The sequence below is a fragment of the Bacteroidia bacterium genome, assembly GCA_033391075.1.
Taxonomy (GTDB): domain Bacteria; phylum Bacteroidota; class Bacteroidia; order J057; family J057; genus JAWPMV01.
Window position 1 is genome coordinate 7,192,786 of sequence record JAWPMV010000001.1, and the last position, 20,827, is coordinate 7,213,612.

Genomic DNA, 20,827 nt, shown 5'->3' on the forward strand with positions numbered 1-20,827 from the left:
GATTCTGCGGCTAATTTCCGTATTTCAACGCAAAGCTCAAATTACATGAACATCTCTTTATTAGGAAAGCGTGCCTTCGTTTGTGGTAGTACCCAGGGAATCGGTCGTGCAGTAGCTGAAGTTTTGGCGAAACAGGGAGCCTCTCTAACCTTACTGGCCAGAAATGAGGAAAGCCTGAAAGAAGTACAGGCATCATTGACTTCAGGTCCCGATCAGCAACACGACTATCTGGTAGTTGATTTTTCTGATCCTGAGGGATTGAAGCAGAAGGTAGCAGCCTATTTGGATGCAAAAAAAGAAGGAATTCATATCCTGATCAATAATACGGGGGGACCTAAAGGAGGGCCTCTCATAGATGCGAAAGTTGAGGAGTTCTTTGGGGCCTATCGTATGCATCTGGCTTGCAATCATTATTTGGTTCAGGCTTTGGTTCCCGGGATGAAAGAAGCAGGCTATGGCCGAATTATCAATGTTATTTCTACTTCTGTAAAACAACCCATTCCTGGATTGGGGGTCTCTAACACCACAAGAGGAGCAGTTTCTTCCTGGGCAAAAACCCTGGCAGGAGAACTGGCACAATTTGGAATTACGGTAAACAGTGTTTTGCCCGGATTTATCAATACCGGACGCCTGGATTACGTAATACAGACACGCGCCGATAAAGCTGGTCTGAGTTTTGATGAAATGAAGGAAAGTTTTGCCAGCTCTGTCCCGGCCCGTCGAATCGGAAAGCCTCAGGAAATTGCAGAAGTGATCGGCTTTTTGGCTAGTCCCGCTGCTTCCTATGTATGTGGGGTAAATCTGCAAGTAGATGGAGGGCGTACACAAGCCCTTTAGGCCCAATTAGGTCTCAAGTTGAGGAAACGAGATAATACTCGTAAATTCGAAGCGTTACAATCTGAACATGAAAAGAATAATACTTCCCGTTCAATGCCTGCTCATCCTTGTATTCTTACTTACAGGATGTGGTTCTGTTGACCTCTCTTTGATCAATGAGGTGAAAAGATTTGAACCGGAATGGATGAATTTGAGTGAAACGGTGACTTTCATCGAACGCAACCTCAATCTCACCCAAAGGAGGTACGCCAAAGACCTCAAAGAAATCGAACCTTTCATCAAAAATCCTCAATCCAATCAGCGAAATGATCTCTATGGACTCAGATCCCAATACGAGAATATGATGGAGAAGAGAGATGAACTTCAGACAAATTTTGATACCCAGAAAGGAGACTTTGTCTCTACGGTTTCGGAATTTAATAGCTGGGTAAATGATTTGATGAAAAATAAACTGGGAGAAGATGAAGCCTATACCAGTTTTCGCGACTATCGGCAGAAGCATGAAACGATGAAAACTGAAATGAGAGATTTGCAAAACAATCTCATCAAGAATATTCAGGAACACAATGCTATTCTTAAGCGGATCACAGGCAAATTGAAACTCTACAGCAATTTCGATATCAATCCTAAATAATCCACAGGACCATTTCCTAACCCCCTAATTCGGATTCCTTGCAACTCATTAGCTATCTCAGGGAAAACCCAAAGGTGCTTTACTGGATTTGTGCCATACTTGTCCTTCCGGCACTGTTTATAAATCTGGGGCTTACGGCCATCTGGATGGACGAACCCACCCGAGCCCTTGTGGCTATGGAGATGATGCTCTCCGACAATTATGTCACCCCGACCCTCATGGGGGAATATTACTACAACAAACCCCCGCTTTATAATTGGATGCTTATAGGCTTGATGAATCTCTTTGGGGAGAACAATGAATTTATCATCCGCATACCTGCTGCCTTATTCCTTATCGTGTATGGAGTTACGATTTTCCTTACGATCCGAAAGTATCTCAATTGGAAGATAGGCTTTATGACGGCCCTCATGCTGATCACTTGCGGAAGGATGTTGATCTTCGCTTCCTATATCGGACATATCGATATTTTCTACAGCTGGTTGACTTATATGAGCTTCATCGCGATTTACGAATTTTACCAGCGCGAGCAATATCTCTTACTTTTCGTAGTATCCTATTTCCTGGCTGCTTTAGGGTTTATGTGTAAAGCCTTGCCAAGCATAGTTTTTCAGGGAGGAGCCTTGCTGGCATTTTTTATCTACAACAAAGATTTTAAACGACTTTTCAGCTGGCAGCATATTGTCGGAGGAAGCCTCTTTCTAGTTATAGTTGGGATTTACTTTTATGTCTACAATCAATACAATGGACTGGATGTCTATTTCCAAACCTTATGGTTTGAATCCAGCCGCCGAACTCCGATTGAGAAATCATTTCTTGAAAGCATAGGCCATTTATTCAGCTTCCCTTTTGAGACCATCTATCACCTGCTTCCCTGGACTTTGTTTGTAGTTTTTTGCTTTCGAAAGGGATTTTTTAAAAATCTTTTCGCCAACTCTTTCCTAAAGTTTTGTGTCTGGATTTTTCTAGCGAATGTACTCGTTTACTGGGCCTCTCCCGATACACGCCCCCGCTACCTTTTCATGCTCTATCCTTTTATGTTTTGTGTCCTGGCTTATGCCTATGAATCGAGTTTAGAGGATAGAAAAAAATGGGTGAACATCTTCTACTATGTGACTGGAGGTTTAGCGGTAGTTTTGGGATTAGGGGTTTGGGTCGTGCCTTTTGTGGAGGTTTTGCAAAGCCTGGATTTATTATACCTGAAAGTCGCTTTGGTTTCCCTGCTTATCCTGTCAGCCGCTTATCTTTTATTTCGGATGAAAGAGCACCGCTTTGTGCTGCTTGCGATTTGTTTATTGGGAATCCGCTTTGGCTATGACTTCTTTGTTTTCCCTCACCGGCAAATGACCGGTACTTTTGATGGATGGAAGCAAAACGCCCTGGACATTGCGGAGATGACAGAAGGGCAGGAGCTCTATGTTTATCCAACTTTTGAATTCAATCAGGAACTGATCTATTATATCACCCGAGAAAGGGAAGAGATTTTACGCGGAAAAGAAGAACTTCTGCCTGATGCCTTTTATCTTTGCACCGACACCATTTTACAGAGCATGCCTCATGAAGTCTATTATGACTTTATCGAAAGAAGGTATATGACCCATGTAAGTTTGGTGAAATTTACGGGTTTGGAGAATAAAGATCAGTAGTCAGCTATGTGCAAGATCTCAGTAGTCATCACGCTTTACAATGAGGAAGAAAATATTCAACCTCTGTTAAAAGCCTGTTCCGAAGCATTAACAGATATTTCCTACGAACTTATCCTGGTAGATGATGGGAGTACCGACAAAACGGTTTCGGAGATCCATACGCATGCCTATGAGCAGGTCAAACTCATAGAACTGATGCAGAATTATGGGCAAAGTACAGCTATGGCCGCAGGTATAGATGCAGCCAAAGGGGAGTATGTCGTTACCATGGATGGAGATTTGCAAAACGATCCTAGCGATATACCTGCCATGCTGGAAAGGATTGAGAACAGCCGCTACGACATGATAGCGGGGAACCGGGCCAATCGTCAGGATGGATTTATCCTGCGCAAGCTACCCAGCCAACTCGCCAATCGCATGATCCGCTTTCTCACAGGCGTAAAGATCAGAGATTACGGCTGTACCCTCAAGATATTTAAGAGCAAGATCGCCAAAAACCTGGGCTTGTATGGAGAATTGCATCGCTTCATTCCTGTATTGGCAAAGCTTCAGGGAGCAAGAATCGCTCAGATGGATGTGAAACACCATCCTCGTCAATTTGGCGTTTCCAAATACGGCATTGGCCGGACCTTCAAAGTAATCAGCGACCTTATTCTGGTCCTCTTCTTTCAGAAATACCTGCAAAAGCCCATGCATATTTTTGGGCTCTGGGGTTTTCTCATATTTGTTGCCGGTGTGCTCATCAACTTTTATATGGTCTACCTCAAAATCCTGGGGCAGGACATTTGGGGACGTCCCCTCCTGGTCTTGGGATTGATGCTTACCCTGGGAGGGATTCAACTGATTACCATCGGTCTGATCGTGGAGGTCCTTATGCGGACCTATTATGAGTCCCAAAACAAAAAGACCTACGAAATCCGCGAAATCTATGAAGGTAGCGCCAAAGACAAAAAAATGGCTTAAGGCTGCTGCCAAAATTCTGGGAAGTGCCATTTGCTTGTATTACCTCTTCACTCAGATAGAGTGGGAGAGTATACAAGAACAACTATGGGCGATCAGCTTGCCGGGCTTATTGCTTGCGAGTATTTTCTATTTGGCTTCTCATTTCCTTTCTGTTAAACGCTTAGGTCTTCATTTCTTTGCCGAGAATATTGAACTGAGTTACATTCGCAATTTGCGACTCTACTTTCAGGGCATGTTTTACAGCCTTTTTTTACCCGGCATTATCGGAGGAGACGGTTATAAGATGTATTGGCTAAAACAGAAAAAAGAAGTCCCTTTGAAACAATCTTTTCGCAGCCTGTTGATAGATAGGCTAAATGGTTTGTGGGCAATTTTTCTACTATCAGCTGTCCTGATTTCTTTGATTGATCTACCCTTTCGTTTTCAGCTTTCCACAGGAATTGTAGTAGGTACGCTCTATTATGCTGCACACAGAATTTTGAAATTCTATTTTCCTCAATACCTCAAGGTCCTCTTTCCTGCAAGTTTTTATTCTGCACTGATTCAGGCTTCTTTACTTCTCTGTATTTTTTGCCTGCTTTGGGGCTATGGCATTCAGGAGGATTACCTTAGCTATGGACTGATATTTTTTGCCGGAGCATTGGCTTCTGTAATTCCCATTTCGATCGGAGGCCTGGGATTTCGGGAGCTCACCTTTTTATATGGAGCCAGCTATTTTGGTCTGGATGAAGGACTGGCCGTTAGCTTGAGTTTGCTCTTTTATTTCATCACCCTTGCAGTCTCTCTGATTGGTATTGCTGAATTGTGGAAAAATGATTGAGGGTCAAATGAACAAAGCAGCGCTTAGCTGAGTTTTCAGAGAAACAATCACCTTATTAAAATATGGCTGTAGTAGGAACAATAAAATTACTCCCCACTGGCTCTTCTGTACCTGATGTTTCTCTTACAAATCAAGACGGTAAAGCGATCTCTCTGACTGATTTTAAAGGTCAAAAACTGATCGTTTTTATCTATGCAAAAGGAGGAAGTGGTACCTGCCTGAAAGAGACGCTGAATATGAAAGAGGGATATGAAAGCCTAAAAGCCAGAGGCTATGAAGTTGTAGGCCTGAGTCCTGATAAGGAAAAAGCGCAGAAAAGAGAAGTCGAGAAAAGGGAATTGCCTTTTGATCTCATTTCTGATCCGGAAAATAAGTTGATCGAAGCCTTGGGTGGATGGGGCTTGAAGAAAATGTATGGGAGAGAATATATGGGGGTGATTCGCAGCACTTTTCTAATCGATGAGGCAGGCAAAGTAGAGCATGTGATTGAAAAGGTAAAGAGCAAAGAGCATGTAGAGCAAATCCTGCAATTACTCCCTTAAAGAGTGTTAATTCACGCGCAAATACTCTCTAAATAAATTTATTTTCAAAAAAAGTTGGAACATGGTGTTTCTAATTTTCCATCCTCCTATATTGGTGTTATGGATGGAAATGCTATTGTCTTTACGAACGGAAAATTGCAGGACAATGCGGCCAAAACTACCCATGGTCTCATTCGAGGTTCAGCCCGCTACAAGGTGGTGGGAGTGATCGATCCTGTTCATGTCGGCAAGGATGCCGGAGAATTATTGGATGGTGTGCATAGAAACATACCCATTTATCCTAGTGTCTCGGATTTCCTGAATCAATCAGAAGAAAAAGCGGATTACTTCATCATCGGTATTGCCAATGCCGGAGGAAAGCTTGATCCCCATTGGATGCCTGAAATTGAGCGTAGTTTGCAAGCTGGTATGTCTATCGTGAATGGCATGCATGAATTTCTTTCTGAAAAATCAGAAGTCGCTAGCCTTGCCCAAAGCCACAATGCCAGCCTGATTGATGTGCGTAAACCTAAAGTACGCGGAGATCAGAAATTTTGGTCGGCGGAGATTTATGAAGTAAAGTGTCCGATCATTCCGGTTATCGGGACAGATTGTGCGGTAGGCAAGCGTACGACGGCTCGCTTTCTGATGGAGGCATTGGAGGAAAAAGGAATCAAAGCACCTATGGTCTATACCGGTCAGACCGGATGGATGCAGGGCAATGATCATGGATTTGTATTTGACTCTACCCTCAATGATTTTGTCTCCGGGGAACTTGAGCATGCGATCGTTTCCTGTTATCGAGAAAGCAAGCCCGATATGATATTGGTGGAAGGACAATCTGCTTTGAGAAATCCCAGCGGACCCTGTGGCTCTGAGATGTTGATCTCTGGAAATGCCTCTGGCGTAATCCTGGTTCATCCCGAAGGAAGAACCTATTATAAAGGCTGGGATTTCACGGGAAAGAAAATCCATTCTATAGAAAGTGAAATCGAATTGATCCGCATGTATGGAGTTGAAACCCTGGGTGTGGCTTTGAATACAAAACTTGTGAACCTGGAGGAAGCTAAAGCGGCTCAGGCACGCTATACAGAAAGCCTGGGGATTCCTGTTGCCTTACCTGTTGAAGAAGGAGTAGAGGAATTGCTGGCACCTTTGATGGCCTTGTTGAAATAGGAAGGGAAGTGTTCTGGTGTTCATGTTTTAGTTCAAGACTAAACAACAACACACCAATACGTTCTATAGTCCTTCCTACAAGCCTGTCATTGCGAGCCTGTACTACAGGCGAAGCAATCTCCTTCGATCCAATTGCATGTGATGTTCAAGGGGATTGCTTCGCCCAAAGTTTGGACTCGCAATGACAGGACTGTTAAGTTTAATTCTCTTTTCTAATCGTAGAAGGTCCAGCTGGCTCCAAAGCTGAAGGTGCGCTCCAGCATCGGATAAAAAGGAGTGGTATAATACCCCAAATAGGGAAACTGCTCATTTACATGCTGGAAGCGAAACCAAACATAGGTATTGCTTCTGGGCGGATGCAAGACAAAGAATGCATGCACCCGGGGATAGTCAGGAACCAGATAGGGCGTAGGGAAAAACTCACCACTAATGGGATCTACTGTTTGCCCTGCAAAAGAAGAATTGTATTCCAGTTCCACACCTATCCGCAAGCGCTTGGCAATTTTGATATTGCTCCTTTCAAAATAAAGGCTGGCGCTTCCGTAGAACTCCGGTATGGATTCTCCATATAATTGAAGCGGCACATCTCCTTCGACACTTCCATTTTGAACGGCAACTGAGGACTCCAGATAAAAATGTTTAAGCACATTTTGCCTCATCCGCGCTTCCACCCCAATCCAGGTAAGTGCCTGTCCATCTCCTGCCTGACGAACTTCCATACTATCCGAATAGTAAATCAGATTTCCTACCCGAGATAGGAAGGCCTTTATCCCATAATAATTGGGAAGCAGGGTATCCTTATTTACGATTTGGGCCGGGCGGTTATAGTCCAGGCCTATAGAGAGGTGATTGACTTGTTGATTGTTGACAATGGGATTTCCTCGGAACATATTATCCTGAACACCCACATAATATTTTTGGAAGAAAGTCGGATTCACATCTTTTACCTCATACTCTACATTTAGTACCAGGGGTTTGAACTTTTCTATTTCAGGTGAATCCGGATATTTCTCTTTCTTTTTCTTTTCCAGCAACTCTTTGGGCAGATCCATTTTGCTGGTATCGGGTTCCGAGCTGATACTTCCTTTGCCCTTGATTCTGTATCCTTTATTATTAGCTACGGGGAAAATGCTGCCTTTTAATGAAAAACTACGTTGAACATCAAATAGGTCAGAAAAGCGTTGATGGAGTTTTGCCTCTGCTTGTAACCAGGGCATTTGGATGTCTCCATTTACATACTGATCTGTATAATTTTGCTCAAAGTTGATGCTATCATTGCTGAAGGTATATCTTCCATATTTTATTCCTCCATCCAAATGAAGCCTATAGCCTTTTTTATTCTGGATCGTATAGCTGGCTTCCCCAAGAAATTTGAACTGGCTGGTTATGAAAGATTCTGAAATGGTATCTCCATCTGTTACCAGGCTGGGAATGACAGGAACTAAATTTTGGGCGAGCGCAGTATTGTCAAAGGTATTATCCCCAAATCGCTGGTACCCATTTTCAAAAAGAATCTGATTCCTGAAGGTCAATTTGTTTGCCTTCTCCACACTATCACTGACTCCCAACAGGTGGAAATAATGGTCAATATAAAACGTCCGGGCAATCTTAATTCCATCCGCATCAGTAAGAGAAGTCGACCTGTTTTGCTTAAAGAAAGAGTTGTTGTACAAAACCCGCTGATCATTGTTAAGTAGATCAGGAATAAATCCTCCGGCAGTAGTTGGATAAAATCCGTCAAGATTTGCCCGGGGAACACCTCCATTATATTGGTCATTGAGCTGATTGAAGGTACCATTGAAGAATAAATAATAGCGCTTATTCTTTGTATGGTAGTTTCCACTCAGGTACAGATTATAGTGATCCGTAACAAAGTCCCGATAAGCTCCTTCTGTTTGTCTTCTTTTTAAATAGAAAACAGCATTCCAGAGGGGAGTGATATTCTGGGAAAGGGTTACATCCGTGATCTGCAATTCTCTGGCTCCCTGAACATAGTTGACCCGAATGTAGGGGGTATGGGTATCGAAATAGATGACCTGCTGTTCAGGATTGACCATGTAGGGATTGTAGCGACCGAAAATGGGATCAAAATAATAGGGCTGATCCGTGAATCGCTCATTGAGTCCATGATAGGATCGCAGGTAGTATTTTCCGACCTGTCCCAAAGACTGGGTAAAACCGTCGCGACCTTCTATTTCATCCCAAAGGTAAGCCTTTTCATAGCTGGTCCTGTAGCGTTCTGAAAAAGGAAGATGTATGAATAAATCTCTTCGATTTATGAGGCGGGTATTGGGTTTGATTTTTGGTTTTTGCAGAGAATCTCCGCCTGTACTGTCTGGATTGGAGAAGGTAAAACCGCCAGCTCCCTGACCCTGTCCAAATCCACCGGGAGTACCCCCAAAGCTCCGGTTACTTCCAGAAGGATTAAATCCTCCGGAAGAAGAACCTCCAATAGGCCTAATCTGAGCATGACTTTCCCCTAAAGAAATAAAGAGGATAAGCGATAAGCCCAGCCATAATATCCGGAAGTATGTAGGATATAGATTCAACAATACATCTCTATTTATGCAGCAAAGTTACTACTTCCTGGAAAATGGTTGTATCAGCTCCTAGAGTTCTTTGATCAAAGTCGAAAGAAGGTGGGTCAATTTAGGTTCAGCTTCATTGGCCACAGCTATGACATCCTCCAGAGAAATGGGATGCAAATTGTCAGGGTCACCAATATCCGTAATAACGGAGATTGCACATACCCGCATATCCATATGACGCGCAACGATCACTTCAGGAACCGTTGACATACCTACTACATCTCCTCCGATGATCCTCATGTATCGGTATTCTGCACGTGTCTCGAGATTGGGACCGGGAACGCCAACATAGACTCCGATATGCGCACGGATATCATTTTCTTTGGCAATCTCCAGGGCTCTTGCACTCAATTCTTTGTCATACGGTGCACTCATGTCGGGAAAACGCGGGCCGAATTCACTGATATTCGGACCTGTCAGGGGATTGGCAGGTTGAAGATTGATATGGTCATCAATCACCATGAGATCTCCGTTTTGAAAACTCAGGTTGACAGCTCCTGAAGCATTTGAGATAAATAGCGTTTCCACTCCCAGCATTTTCATCATTCGGATCGGGAAAGTGATCTCCTGCATATTATAGCCTTCATAATAATGAAAGCGTCCTTGCATGGCCACTACTTCTTTATCACCGATTTTTCCAAAAATGAGTTTCCCAAAATGACTTTCAACGGTTGATATGGGAAAATGAGGAATAAAATTATAAGGGAGTGCTTTATCCTGATCTATTTCTTCTACTAATCTCCCCAGGCCTGTACCTAAAACTATTCCGATTTTTGGCCTGGATGAGATTTGCTTGCTGACATATTCAAATGCTTCCTGAAGTTTCTCCTGCATGAGTATTTATATTGTAATAAGTGATGAATCAGAGCTTACCATTGGTAGTCAAAGCGGTCGAGTTCTTCTACGCATTTTGCCAATAGATCAATACTTCCCATAATGTCCTCCTTATGGCACATTTCAACTACCGAGTGAATGTGGCGGGTTGGAATAGACACACAGCCCACTATTGCTCCATCTCCACTTCTCTGAATCGCCCCGGTATCCGTTCCTCCGCCTGTCAATAATTCTTTTTGGAAAGTGATTTCATTTCTACCTGCAACTTCTTCCATGTAGCGTACCATACGAGTATCACTGATGACAGATGAGTCCATGATTTTTATCGCAGTTCCTTTACCCAGGACGCAAATATGTTCATGCTCTCCGGCTCCGGGAAGGTCATTGGCGATAGTTGTATCCAGTCCAAAGCCAAAGTCCGGATTGATTTGACGAGTTGCGGTGATCGCTCCTCTCAAGCCGATCTCTTCCTGAACAGTAAATACAGCATAAAAGTCATAGGCAGGTGTTTCCATTTTTCGCAAAGCCTCGATGAGGATGAAAACGGAAACTCTGTTATCCAGAGATTTGGTACAAACGGTTTCTCCGATTTCAACTAAATCTCTTTCCCTCGTCACTTTATCCCCTACAGATACCAGTTCTTTTACTTTCTTTCCAGGCATCCCAAAGTCTATAAAGTAATCCTTGATCTTGGGAGCTTTATTTCTTTCCTCCGGACTCATGATATGGATAGGCTTTGATCCCATAACACCCAGGACATCTTCCTTCCCATGAACAATCACACGTTGGGCCGTCAAGGTTTTGGGGTCGAAACCTCCCAGGGTATGGAAGCGAGCAAAACCATCATCATCCACATGGGTAATGATAAAGGCGATCTCATCCATATGAGCCGCGGCCATAACTTTTTTGGATTCTTTTCCTTTCTTGATGGCAATAACATTTCCCATGTTATCGACTGAAACTTCATCAACGATACCCTTGATTTCTTCCAGTACAATCTCACGTACTCTTTTCTCATCTCCAGGAGCTCCCGGAGTGATACACAACTTTTTTAAGAGTTCTATATTCATTTCCGCTTTTCTGTTGGTTTTCATACGATTTAAATCTTGGCAAAGTAAAGGCAAAAGGAATCAAAAGAAAAGCCCCTGTCAGAATAAAATGAGTAAAGCTGAACTTTTTGGCTCTCTGTAGTTTAGGCGAATTTTTATAGCGCTAAAAAATGGCTATTTTGCCTTTTTACCTCAAATTATGGAGATACTACGTCCCATTTCCTTCCTTCTGCTCGGGGCAATTGGCTTGAGTTCCTGTGTATGGAAACCAAGTTATGACCGACAAAGTTTTCTGGCGGACTCACTTCGATACGAATTAGCTAGAGAAAAGAAGCAAAGGATCGAGCTACAACAGTATGAAGAGGAACTGTATTATCGCTATGTAGAAAAAAGTATTCAGAAAGAAAATCAAGAGGTCCGGCCGAGGAAACAAGTGGATCAAGGATTGGATTTGCCAGATGTGAATACCTTACCTCCGCCAAGCAAGGTAAATACTCCACAAGGTCCGAGTAGGGGAGAAGAAACGGAAAGTTCGTCCTCTGAGGAAGATAACGACCTGCGCGATCTCAATGAAATGATCGCTTTCCCCAATATGAGAGTAAGACCCAGTGGAAACAGTAAGATCATAGATATTCCTCAGGGCGCATTTTTTGCTCCAGGAAGTTCAGATTTGACGGAAAAGGCGAAGGAATACCTGTCTGTCTTTGCAAAAGAAATGGCAGGAAGAGAAGACTATGTGATTGACATTGAGGGCCATACAGATAATACAGAAGAAAGCAAGGAAGAAGGCATCATGGATCGTTGGGATCTGAGTGCTATAAGGGCTACCCGGGTATTGCGAGAATTGGTCAAACAAGGAGTTTCTCCTCACAGAGTGATTGCTTCAGGGAGGGGACAGTTTAAACCTCGGGTTCCCAATGAACCTTCCAGCAATAAAATAAAGAATAGAAGAATAGAAATACGGATTACTCCTTTGCGTCCAAATCCCTAATTTTCAGGCTTTTTCGCGAGCTATTTAAGCAGTCTTTCCTCATAGAATGCTGTAGAATTATTTTACCCAGGCACTTTTCCATATCTGGTATAGTGTCCAAGGGAAAATTTACTACCTTTGCTCCTTATGAACCCCGTTTGGCAGGCCATTGCACGTTTTATCATTCGAAAGCGAATACCTATCCTTATTGTGCTGGGGATCCTGGTCGCCTATATGTGGTCAGTGCGTGCCACAGAATTGGTTCAACGGGTCGCAGATATTATTCTTTCCGACGAAGCCGAACTGGAGGGCTACAATAAACTCAAAGAACATTTTGGTGATGATGCTACTGTCATGGTAGTAAGTCTGGATGGAGACATCTTTGAATACGAAAGGTTTTCAGCTCTCTATGATCTGACTGAAGAGTTGGAGCAGATAGATGGAGTGGAAAATGTGATCAGCCTCACCAAATTGTATGATATTGTAAAGGATACTGCTCGTCGGGGTTTTGCGCTAAAACCCATTGTTGCCACTCGACCTTCCTCCCAAACAGAAGTTGATAGCATCGCCCAACGGATTCGGGAATTATTCTTTTATGAGGGACTGATTCTCAATGACAGTACCCAAACAAGTTTGCTGGCAGTCTCTTTTAATGGAGAGTTGCTGGATACGGATTTTAAGATTCCCCTTTTCCACAATACAAAGGAACCCATTCTCAGGTATGCTGAGAAGTTTAATATAGAACCTCGTTTTGCAGGCATGCCGGTCCTTCGGGTCAATATGCATGAAAATGTAAAGCGAGAACTCTTCCTGTTTCTTGCGCTGGCATTGATCGTGACAGCCATAAGCCTTCTTCTATTTTTTCGCTCCTTTTATAATATGGTCTTTCCGCTTTTAGTAGTGGGAAGTGTAATTATATTTTCAGTGGGACTCATCGGTTTGTTTGGCTATAAAATGAGCCTGATTACCGGCATCATTCCCGCCCTGATTACCGTGATCAGCATTCCAAACTGCGTGTATCTGGTTACCAAATACCATATAGAATTTAAGCGGACCGGGAATAAATTGAAATCCCTGATCCTGGTGATAGAGAAGATCGGCATTGTTACGGTTATGACCAATGCCACAACCGCCGTAGGGCTTGGGGTATTGGCATTTACAGATATAAAACCCTTGCAGGAGTTTGGAGTGGTTGCGGGACTGAGTGTGGTCGCAGCCTTTTTCATTTCACTTCTCCTGATTCCAATAGTGTTTAGCTTCCTTCCCCCTCCGACTGAAATGCAGACCAAGCATTTGGAAAGGCGGTCTCTGGGATTTATCATAAAAAGTCTCAAGAATATTGTAGACAATCACAGATCCCTGGTTTATGTAGTAACTGCAATTTTGGTCGTGTTTTCTTTATGGGGAATGAGTCGGGTACAACCGATTTCCTATATCGCTGATGATGTGCCTGAGGACAGCAAGATCCTGCAAGATTTACGCTATATAGAAAACCGCTTCAATGGAACCATGCCTTTCGAAATCCTCATTGACACCAAGAAGAAAAACGGGGTGATCAGAAGGCGGAATTTGCAATTGATTTCTCAACTGCAGGACAGCCTGTCAAAATACGATGACCTTTCCCGAAGTATAAGCGTAGCGGATTTCTCCAAATTCTTCAATCAGGCCTTTTTCGAAGGCAATCCCATTTTCTACGAACTTCCCAGCAGACATCAATATCCGATGATCCGGGACTATGTGAGAAAGACAGATGTGTTTGATAATGAAGCCTTATCCAAAAGCCTGACGGATGATGATTTGCAACTTACCCGCGTGTCAGCTTCTGTTAGAGATATTGGCTCTTTGGAAATGAAACGTCTGGCAGATTCGGTTCGAAAGGATGTTGCGGCCATATTTGATGAGGAACAATATGATACCTATGTAACCGGTACTTCCCAAATCTTTATCAAGGCAAATGAGGCGCTGATCGAAAATCTATTATGGAGTTTGCTGCTTGCCTTCATTGTGATAGCCATCATCATGGGACTTCTATTCAAGTCTCTACGCATGGTTCTGATAAGTCTGGTTCCCAATATACTCCCATTGCTCATGGTAGCCGGAGTTATGGGCTTCACGGGCATTCACCTCAAACCCTCAACCGCCCTGGTATTTGGGGTAGCATTCGGAATAGCAGTTGATGATTCGATACATTTTCTGGCAAGATTCAGGCTTGCACGGAAATTGGGAGATAGTGTTAGAGGGGCTGTTCGAAACTCTTTCCAGGATACGGGAGTTAGTATGATCTATACCTCTATTATCTTATTCTTTGGCTTTGTATCTTTTACCGCCTCAGATTTTGGAGGGACCAAATCTCTGGGACTATTGACGTCAATGACCCTGGGGATCGCCATGTTTAGCAATCTGTTGATCTTGCCTTCTTTGTTGATCACCTTTTCACAAGAAGAGAAACAAGATCCTGAGGCAGAACTTGAACCCTTTTTCTCTTAAACACCATGACAGAAGCAAATATTTCCGGAAAGACCTTCGTAGTAAAAACAGGAAAAAAAGGATATGTGATTAATGGATCCGAATTAGATCCTGATTTGAAAAAACTACATCCTCGTCTCTGGCATGTTTTGCATAAGAATAGTTCGGTAAAGGTATTTGTAAATAAGGTTGATAAAGAAAAACGCACGGTTGAGCTGGTAGTAAACGGTAAAGCCGTAGAAGTAAAGCTCAAGACCCGAGCTGAACAATTGCTGAAATCCATTGGAATGGAAGGTGCGATGGTAAAAAAGGTCGATTCCCTGCGAGCTCCAATGCCTGGTTTGGTTCACAGTATTCATGTGCAGGAAGGTACAGAAGTAAAAGAAGGAGAGGCGGTCATGATTCTGGAAGCCATGAAGATGGAAAATGTCATCAAATCTCCTACCGATGGCATCATTAGCAAAATCCATGTAAATGAAAAAGACTCTGTAGAAAAGAATGCAATCATGCTAAGCTTTTCCTGAGCAAGTTCTCTTCAAAAATTCTGTCCCATCTTTTCAACTGAAAATATATGTTCCTCTCATAGCCGACATATATAATTTTTCATATATTTGTATATCAAATGTGTGTCCGATTATGTCGAATAGAGTACCTGTGCTGACTTATTATCTGGAAATGCTTGAGGCTCCTGAAAATTATATTTCTCCTCCAGATCAAAAGTTACATATTCTTCAATCAGAAAATCCCTCAATAGATTTTTATCTATACATATATAATAGAGTAGGTTCAAAGTATAACTGGGTGGACCGAAATATCATGTCTCGCGAAGAACTGGCAAAAATCATCAGTTCTGAGGGAGTCGAGATTCATATATTATATGAGTCTGGTTCTCCTGCAGGTTTTGTCGAGCTGGATTTTAGACAGGAAGGTGTGTGTGAGTTGGCTTACTTTGGGCTTCTACCTGAGTATACGGGTATGGGCCTGGGTAAATACTTTTTAGGTTGGGCGATCCGGAAAGCCTGGACCAAAGATATCAATCGTCTCTGGGTTCATACCTGTGAGTTGGATCATCCTGCAGCACTCCCCACTTACCAAAAGGCAGGCTTCAAACTTTATGAGGAAAAAGAGGTGATGCAGGAGAATTCTGACTGAAGCTGACAAAAAAACTGGACACCTTTGTCCTGAGCAGCATACAATTTCCACATGCTATTGGGAGGTTCATCCCTGAAAATTATCCGTTCAGTAAAGACCGAATCACTTTACGCCAAACTAAGCGTAATATTGTAGTGTTGGATCAGGTTAGATTTCAACATTGTCCGGAATACTGTCATGCCCCTGGCAGCTCCGAAGTTATTTCTCATAATATCGAGAATCCTTGTTTTGAAGATGAAAAACTGGCTTAGCGTTTCTTGGTTTACTGGACTTTGTCTCTTGTTGATTTTAAGTTCTTGGGTGAATCCAAAATCCCATTACTCCACATTTACCTCCTGTATATCATATATTCCAACTGCTATCTCTCCAAATGGAGATGGTATCAATGATCAATTCCGCGTACAATGCGAATGTGATCTTGAAACCTATTCCCTGCAGATATTCAATATTTCTGAAGAAGTAGTGTATGCTAGTTCAGATGCGAAAGCTCAATGGAACGGAAAGTTTAAAGGAACTCCCGTGCCCATAGGTAAGTATACCTGGATCATTGAGTATCAGGCTCAGAATGGCCAGAAGGCTTTGAGAGAGGGAGAGTTGGTCTTGATTAGATAAAGATATTTGTTTTCATACGACGAGGGGCTGTTCTCTAGGGGGCAGCCTCATTTTTTTTAATATTCCCGGATAAGTTTTAAGGAAGAAAGGGCATAGATAGCGGCAGTTTCCGTACGTAATCGACTTTCTCCTAAACTGATCAGCGGGATTCCTTTCTTTTTGGCCTTTTCACATTCTTCCGGGCTAAAATCTCCTTCCGGACCGATAATCATGCATATTTCTTCGCTGGCTTTAAGGGTATCTGTATGATGCTGGATCAGATCTTCAGACTCACAAAAGGCCATGAGGCTATAGGCATAGGATTGCTCCTCGACAAAAGAAGAGAAGTCTTTTGCCTCAAGTAATTGAGGAATCCGTGAACGCTTACACTGTTTGCTGGCTGTAAGAAGGAGAGTCTCCAGACGGGGCCTTTTCAGTTTACTTTTGAATTGATCTGTACGCTGACAGATGATCGGTTGTATTTGATCTACTCCCAATTCTACAGCCTTTTCCAGGGCCCATTCGAAGCGGTCCTTTAGGCGGAGAGGGGAAATAGCAAGTATGATTTTACCGGCTTTTTCGCCCCATTCGGGGACTTTAGACAAAATATGAAGTGTACAGGCTTTGGGATTGGCTTCCTCAATTCGGCAGACATACATATTCCCTTTTCCATCAATGCAATGAATCTCATCTCCGGATGTATGTCTAAGTACCTTTATACAGTGACGGCTTTCTTGTTCATCCAGACGTGCCTTTACTTCATCTTCGGTTTGCAGGAGAAAGATTTGCATAATTTTCAGAAAACGTGATAAAGGTATAAAGTTTTTTATTTTTACGGCGATGCGCAGGTCTATATATCCGATTTTCCTTTTCCTATTTAGCCTGGGATTGCTATGCATTCCCGGACCTGCCTATTCCCAGTCCCCTGCTTCCAGCAAGACCTCACCTGATATTAGTCCCCTTTTCCAATACCTCAAGCTCTCCAATAAATGGAAAGAACCCAATGGAATAGAGTGGGAGGTTCCTTTTCAATTTGAAGAAAGCGATCCCCGATCTCTCGTTTATGATTTTCGGATATGTACAGGGCCGCAAGATAGTGTCTATTTGTATTTTGAAGGCCTTGCCTGGGACGCAGAGCTTGAAATAGACAACATCTACCTGGGAACCCACAATGATCCCTTTAAGCCCTGGATCGTAGCGCTGGCAAGCTCCTGGCTTGATAATAGAAAAGTTCAGCTCAAGCTCAGCCTCTCTGCAGGCAGTACGCATCCCAATTATCCCAAAAGTTTTTTGGGAATTTATCGCTCTGTGTATCTATTGGGCCTGGAAGAAAAAGAAAAGCTTACGCGAAATATTCTGCCCTTGAGCAAAAGCCCGGATACCCTGGCAGTTGTAGCTCCTTACTATCAGGCAGATTCCTATATTTTTGATCCGGCTAAAGCTGCAGAAGCGCTTTTGCCTGCCTGTGAAAGCGGGATTCGCGATCTGTACTTTCCTTTTGAGGCTGGAAGAGAATTACAAGCCTTTGCCAGGGAATTAGGATTTAGAGAATACAAAGAATATGACCCTGAACTTACCTATGCCCTGATCAATCAGTATCCTTATGATCGTTCGACTTTTAGCTTCGCGAACAGATTTTGGCTGGATGAAAGCGGTAGAAGACAGGCGGATTATATGGTGTTTGTAAAAGGCGAAAGATCTTTCTTCGAGAAATGGTCTCCCATGTTAGAGCGGTCAACTTTCCTCATACTGCTAATTCTTTTTCCCATCATCAGCCTCTTTTTGATCAAGCTGGCCAATCCCGGCTTTTTCTACGGCTTGCAAGGCCTCCTGATCAATCCTAAGCTTTACATCAGTTCTTCGACAGAGGTCGCTGCCTTTTCCAACCAGGGCCTGCTGTACATTCTTCATTTGCTAAGTATATGCAATGTGGCGGTATGGCTGAGCCTGGGAGTCTATTATATGCAGAGCATCAACAATTGGGAATTCCTGCATATCTTCCGTGAAGAAAGCTTACTTGGGCTTCTTTTCAATGAAGAAGATAGCCTCTTATTCATATTTGCCAAAAGTTTTTCCTTGATGTTGATCTGGTTTGTCCTGAAACAAATTTTGCTTGGTTTTCTCGGCGGGATTTTCAGGATAAAAGCCATGAGACTGGAAATTCTGGGACTGGAAATAGTAGCAGATTATCCCCTTATTCTACTTTTGAGTACTCCATTTGCCCTCTTTTTGTTTATGGATAGTTTTTGGGGAAGAGCCCTCTTTTTCCTGGCCATTTTTATTGCCTTAATTTACTACGTCAGAACCCTGTACGTGCTCTATGTTGGACTGGATCGATTATTTTCCTTTTCCTACACAGTGAAATTTTTGTATATTTGCAGCCTCAATGTAATACCCTATTTCATTCTGCTTTAATAAAGTAGCATAGAAACAGGCTCTGATGGGCAGGCATTTAGCATTCCGATGTATGAAATGCCGAGGATAGGAAAACAGATACGTACACGCATCAAGACCTCCCTGGTAGGACCTGTAATCTGCAAACTTCAAGCAAAACGAGATAGCGTTGAAAGCTAAAAAAATCTTGGCAGATTAAATATGAGTGAGCAGCAAGTAGTAAGCAATCCGGTAAAGAGTATTCTCATTTCACAACCCTCGCCAACAGATCAGAATTCCCCCTATTTCAGACTTGCTAAGAAATGGAATATCAAAATTGATTTCCGGAAATTCATACAGGTAGAAGGGGTAAACCTTAACGAATTTCGAAAACAGGGACTCAATCCTCTGGACTTTACGGGTATTATTTTTACTAGTAAAGTAGCCGTTGATCACTTTTTCAGGTTGATCAACGAGATGCGGGTAGAGATGCCTGCAGATACCAAATACTTTTGCGTAGGTGAAGCAACCTCCAAATACCTCCAAAAATATATCGTCATCCGCAAGCGTAAATTGTTTGTAGGAGAAAGAAGGGCTATTGACCTTATGCCTTATCTCACAAAGCATAAGAATGAGAAGTTCCTTTTCCCTTGTAGCAATGTGCACAGAAAGGAACTTCCCAATCAGATGATCGAAAAGGGAATGGATCTTATCGAGGCAGTTATCTATCGTACGGTCAATGCAGATCTCTCAGATCTGAAAGACATTTATTATGATATGATCTGCTTTTTCTCCCCTTCAGGCATAAAATCTCTGTATAAGAATTTCCCGGATTTCGAACAAAACAAAACCCGGATCGCGGTCTTCGGTCCTACGACTGCAAAAGAGGCCAGATCCCATGATCTCAGGGTAGATGTCGAAGCTCCTAAACCCAATATGCCCTCCATGACAGCCGCTATAGAGCGCTATCTGAGAGATATAGGGCAGGAGGACGCTCTGTAACTTTTTTTGATCCTTGTATTAGGGGAAAAAAGGGGTGAAAAAAAACTTAGTAAAAAAGTTCGGATTCTCGGTAGGGTAAAAGCCGCTTATTTGGTTAAATTAAAATAAAAGGGCATCTTTATAGGATATATTTCCCTATCACTAACTAACATGAGAATCTTTGTTTTAGTAGCTATTTTGCTGGGTGCCCTGACTTTTTCTGCGGTCGGACAGACGTTTGTACAGAACACGATGCATCCGTTTAGTCGTTTTCTTTACAATCCCGCTGCAGCTGGTACAAAAATGCCAGGTACAGAATACAGAAGTACTTTGACACTATTAGGACGACAGCAATGGCTGGGCCTCGATGGAGCTCCCCGATTGATCAGTGCTATGTACAGCACACCCCTTCAGGGGATCAGTAGTGCAGTTGGCGCATCAATTATTCGCGATGAGCAAGGACCTCTTTCGACAACTGGCCTGAATGTTGCGTATGCATATCAGTTGAAATTCGGAGAAGAGTCTGGTGCAGCCAGATTGAGTTTTGGAATAAATGGAGGATTTTTACAAAAATCATTAAATGGAGAATTCATTTATGATAACAGAGCCGGAGATGATCCGGTAGTTCCTCTAGGTACCTTTTCATCAAGTACAGTTGTTCCAAGTCTGGGTGCCGGGATCTTTTATACCGGAACTGATGACAAGTTCTTTGTTGGTTTATCTGGTCAGGATTTACTTGAACCAGAAATTGAAGACCTCCTCCTTACTTCCGGAGTTGGACCAGCTTCAAAGGTGGCACGAAGTTTCTATTTAATGGGTGGTTACACTTTTGATCTGCAAAATGATATGAGTTTACAACCTGTGGTGATGTTAAAAACAGATGGAGTTGGGCAGCCACAGTATGATGTAAGTCTATACTGGAGATATAAGCCGATGGTCTTTGGAGTTTCTAACCGCTTTAATACAAATTCTTATGAGTCTGTAAGTGGAATTTTAGGCTTCAATGTGCTGGATAGGACATTTGTGGGGTATTCATTTGACTTTACCGTTAACGCCCTAAGTAGGGGAAGAGACGTTAACTCACATGAAATAATAGTATCATGGGCCTTTCCGGGAGCTAGTTCAAATCCTGGTAAACTTCAGGATATTGATTCTGAAAGACTCAAAGACCCAATCAACTAAGCGTTCTAAAGTGTGTTAACATTTGTGTGATATTACTTTTAAAT

At 42.7% G+C, this 20,827-nt stretch carries 19 protein-coding genes; 15 read left to right on the forward strand and 4 right to left on the reverse strand.

Translation table 11 applies throughout. The features are described 5' to 3' along the window. The first annotated feature begins 45 nt into the window (after positions 1–45). The 7 genes from R8P61_28670 to R8P61_28700 all read left to right on the forward strand — a co-directional run bounded on the left by R8P61_28670 (position 46) and on the right by R8P61_28700 (position 6,597). Positions 46–837 carry an SDR family oxidoreductase gene (locus R8P61_28670; GenBank protein ID MDW3651085.1) on the forward strand — a complete coding sequence of 264 codons (792 nt, stop codon included), beginning with the start codon at positions 46–48 and terminating at the stop codon, positions 835–837. Between the two features lie 67 nt (positions 838–904). After that, positions 905–1,471: a hypothetical protein gene (locus R8P61_28675; protein MDW3651086.1), complete on the forward strand. Its 567-nt coding sequence runs from the start codon at positions 905–907 to the stop codon at positions 1,469–1,471. 38 nt (positions 1,472–1,509) lie between these two features. Continuing rightward, positions 1,510–3,117, forward strand: a complete 1,608-nt coding sequence (locus R8P61_28680; protein ID MDW3651087.1) for a glycosyltransferase family 39 protein — start codon at positions 1,510–1,512, stop codon at positions 3,115–3,117. A 6-nt stretch (positions 3,118–3,123) separates the two neighbouring features. Beyond that, entirely contained in the window at positions 3,124–4,080 is a 957-nt protein-coding gene (locus R8P61_28685) for a glycosyltransferase family 2 protein (GenBank protein ID MDW3651088.1), read from the forward strand. After that, positions 4,046–4,900 carry a lysylphosphatidylglycerol synthase transmembrane domain-containing protein gene (locus tag R8P61_28690; protein ID MDW3651089.1) on the forward strand — a complete coding sequence of 285 codons (855 nt, stop codon included), beginning with the start codon at positions 4,046–4,048 and terminating at the stop codon, positions 4,898–4,900. Before R8P61_28685 ends, R8P61_28690 begins: the two co-directional genes overlap by 35 nt. Positions 4,901–4,962: 62 nt before the next feature. Continuing rightward, on the forward strand, positions 4,963–5,442 hold the full coding sequence (locus R8P61_28695) for a peroxiredoxin (GenBank protein MDW3651090.1): 480 nt from the start codon (positions 4,963–4,965) through the stop codon (positions 5,440–5,442). Between the two features lie 99 nt (positions 5,443–5,541). After that, the gene (locus R8P61_28700; protein ID MDW3651091.1) at positions 5,542–6,597 is read left to right on the forward strand and encodes a DUF1611 domain-containing protein; all 1,056 of its coding nucleotides are present in this window, start codon (positions 5,542–5,544) and stop codon (positions 6,595–6,597) included. Positions 6,598–6,809: 212 nt separating this feature from the next. Here R8P61_28700 and R8P61_28705 read toward each other — a convergent pair whose 3' ends face one another. The 3 genes from R8P61_28705 to R8P61_28715 are packed head-to-tail and all read right to left on the reverse strand — an operon-like array spanning position 6,810 to position 11,113. Continuing rightward, complete coding sequence (locus tag R8P61_28705) at positions 6,810–9,149, reverse strand: putative porin (protein MDW3651092.1); 2,340 nt, start codon at positions 9,147–9,149, stop codon at positions 6,810–6,812. A gap of 57 nt (positions 9,150–9,206) precedes the next feature. Next, complete coding sequence (locus R8P61_28710) at positions 9,207–10,019, reverse strand: purine-nucleoside phosphorylase (protein ID MDW3651093.1); 813 nt, start codon at positions 10,017–10,019, stop codon at positions 9,207–9,209. 35 nt (positions 10,020–10,054) lie between these two features. Continuing rightward, positions 10,055–11,113, reverse strand: a complete 1,059-nt coding sequence (locus tag R8P61_28715) for a M42 family metallopeptidase (protein ID MDW3651094.1) — start codon at positions 11,111–11,113, stop codon at positions 10,055–10,057. Positions 11,114–11,267: 154 nt separating this feature from the next. Between R8P61_28715 and R8P61_28720 the strand changes: the two genes are divergently transcribed. The 5 genes from R8P61_28720 (at position 11,268) to R8P61_28740 (ending at position 16,268) form a co-directional block, all read left to right on the forward strand. Further along, on the forward strand, positions 11,268–12,059 hold the full coding sequence (locus tag R8P61_28720; GenBank protein MDW3651095.1) for an OmpA family protein: 792 nt from the start codon (positions 11,268–11,270) through the stop codon (positions 12,057–12,059). Positions 12,060–12,185: 126 nt separating this feature from the next. Next, positions 12,186–14,525: an MMPL family transporter gene (locus R8P61_28725; protein MDW3651096.1), complete on the forward strand. Its 2,340-nt coding sequence runs from the start codon at positions 12,186–12,188 to the stop codon at positions 14,523–14,525. 5 nt (positions 14,526–14,530) lie between these two features. Further along, entirely contained in the window at positions 14,531–15,028 is a 498-nt protein-coding gene (locus tag R8P61_28730; protein ID MDW3651097.1) for an acetyl-CoA carboxylase biotin carboxyl carrier protein subunit, read from the forward strand. Between the two features lie 112 nt (positions 15,029–15,140). Further along, positions 15,141–15,656, forward strand: a complete 516-nt coding sequence (locus R8P61_28735) for a GNAT family N-acetyltransferase (protein ID MDW3651098.1) — start codon at positions 15,141–15,143, stop codon at positions 15,654–15,656. Positions 15,657–15,956: 300 nt separating this feature from the next. Further along, on the forward strand, positions 15,957–16,268 hold the full coding sequence (locus tag R8P61_28740; protein MDW3651099.1) for a gliding motility-associated C-terminal domain-containing protein: 312 nt from the start codon (positions 15,957–15,959) through the stop codon (positions 16,266–16,268). A gap of 56 nt (positions 16,269–16,324) precedes the next feature. On the opposite strand, the gene R8P61_28745 is transcribed toward R8P61_28740, so the two are convergent. After that, positions 16,325–17,038, reverse strand: a complete 714-nt coding sequence (locus tag R8P61_28745) for an RsmE family RNA methyltransferase (protein MDW3651100.1) — start codon at positions 17,036–17,038, stop codon at positions 16,325–16,327. A 49-nt stretch (positions 17,039–17,087) separates the two neighbouring features. Here R8P61_28745 and R8P61_28750 point away from each other — a divergent pair, with 49 nt between their 5' ends. The 3 genes from R8P61_28750 to R8P61_28760 all read left to right on the forward strand — a co-directional run bounded on the left by R8P61_28750 (position 17,088) and on the right by R8P61_28760 (position 20,783). Continuing rightward, positions 17,088–18,662, forward strand: a complete 1,575-nt coding sequence (locus R8P61_28750; protein MDW3651101.1) for a hypothetical protein — start codon at positions 17,088–17,090, stop codon at positions 18,660–18,662. Positions 18,663–18,842: 180 nt separating this feature from the next. Beyond that, positions 18,843–19,622: a uroporphyrinogen-III synthase gene (locus R8P61_28755; protein MDW3651102.1), complete on the forward strand. Its 780-nt coding sequence runs from the start codon at positions 18,843–18,845 to the stop codon at positions 19,620–19,622. A 150-nt stretch (positions 19,623–19,772) separates the two neighbouring features. Further along, positions 19,773–20,783: a type IX secretion system membrane protein PorP/SprF gene (locus R8P61_28760; protein MDW3651103.1), complete on the forward strand. Its 1,011-nt coding sequence runs from the start codon at positions 19,773–19,775 to the stop codon at positions 20,781–20,783. Positions 20,784–20,827 lie beyond the last annotated feature (44 nt).

Bases quoted from the DNA above. Each gene is read 5' to 3' on its own strand.
- R8P61_28760 (MDW3651103.1), top strand. From the start codon at position 19,773: ATGAGAATCTTTGTTTTAGTAGCTATTTTGCTGGGTGCCCTGACTTTT.
- R8P61_28695 (MDW3651090.1), top strand. From the start codon at position 4,963: ATGGCTGTAGTAGGAACAATAAAATTACTCCCCACTGGCTCTTCTGTA.
- R8P61_28675 (MDW3651086.1), top strand. From the start codon at position 905: ATGAAAAGAATAATACTTCCCGTTCAATGCCTGCTCATCCTTGTATTC.
- R8P61_28720 (MDW3651095.1), top strand. From the start codon at position 11,268: ATGGAGATACTACGTCCCATTTCCTTCCTTCTGCTCGGGGCAATTGGC.
- R8P61_28750 (MDW3651101.1), top strand. From the start codon at position 17,088: ATGCGCAGGTCTATATATCCGATTTTCCTTTTCCTATTTAGCCTGGGA.
- R8P61_28700 (MDW3651091.1), top strand. From the start codon at position 5,542: ATGGATGGAAATGCTATTGTCTTTACGAACGGAAAATTGCAGGACAAT.
- R8P61_28755 (MDW3651102.1), top strand. From the start codon at position 18,843: ATGAGTGAGCAGCAAGTAGTAAGCAATCCGGTAAAGAGTATTCTCATT.
- R8P61_28745 (MDW3651100.1), bottom strand. From the start codon at position 17,038: ATGCAAATCTTTCTCCTGCAAACCGAAGATGAAGTAAAGGCACGTCTG.
- R8P61_28670 (MDW3651085.1), top strand. From the start codon at position 46: ATGAACATCTCTTTATTAGGAAAGCGTGCCTTCGTTTGTGGTAGTACC.
- R8P61_28715 (MDW3651094.1), bottom strand. From the start codon at position 11,113: ATGAAAACCAACAGAAAAGCGGAAATGAATATAGAACTCTTAAAAAAG.
- R8P61_28690 (MDW3651089.1), top strand. From the start codon at position 4,046: ATGAAGGTAGCGCCAAAGACAAAAAAATGGCTTAAGGCTGCTGCCAAA.
- R8P61_28710 (MDW3651093.1), bottom strand. From the start codon at position 10,019: ATGCAGGAGAAACTTCAGGAAGCATTTGAATATGTCAGCAAGCAAATC.
- R8P61_28730 (MDW3651097.1), top strand. From the start codon at position 14,531: ATGACAGAAGCAAATATTTCCGGAAAGACCTTCGTAGTAAAAACAGGA.
- R8P61_28685 (MDW3651088.1), top strand. From the start codon at position 3,124: ATGTGCAAGATCTCAGTAGTCATCACGCTTTACAATGAGGAAGAAAAT.
- R8P61_28725 (MDW3651096.1), top strand. From the start codon at position 12,186: ATGAACCCCGTTTGGCAGGCCATTGCACGTTTTATCATTCGAAAGCGA.
- R8P61_28735 (MDW3651098.1), top strand. From the start codon at position 15,141: ATGTCGAATAGAGTACCTGTGCTGACTTATTATCTGGAAATGCTTGAG.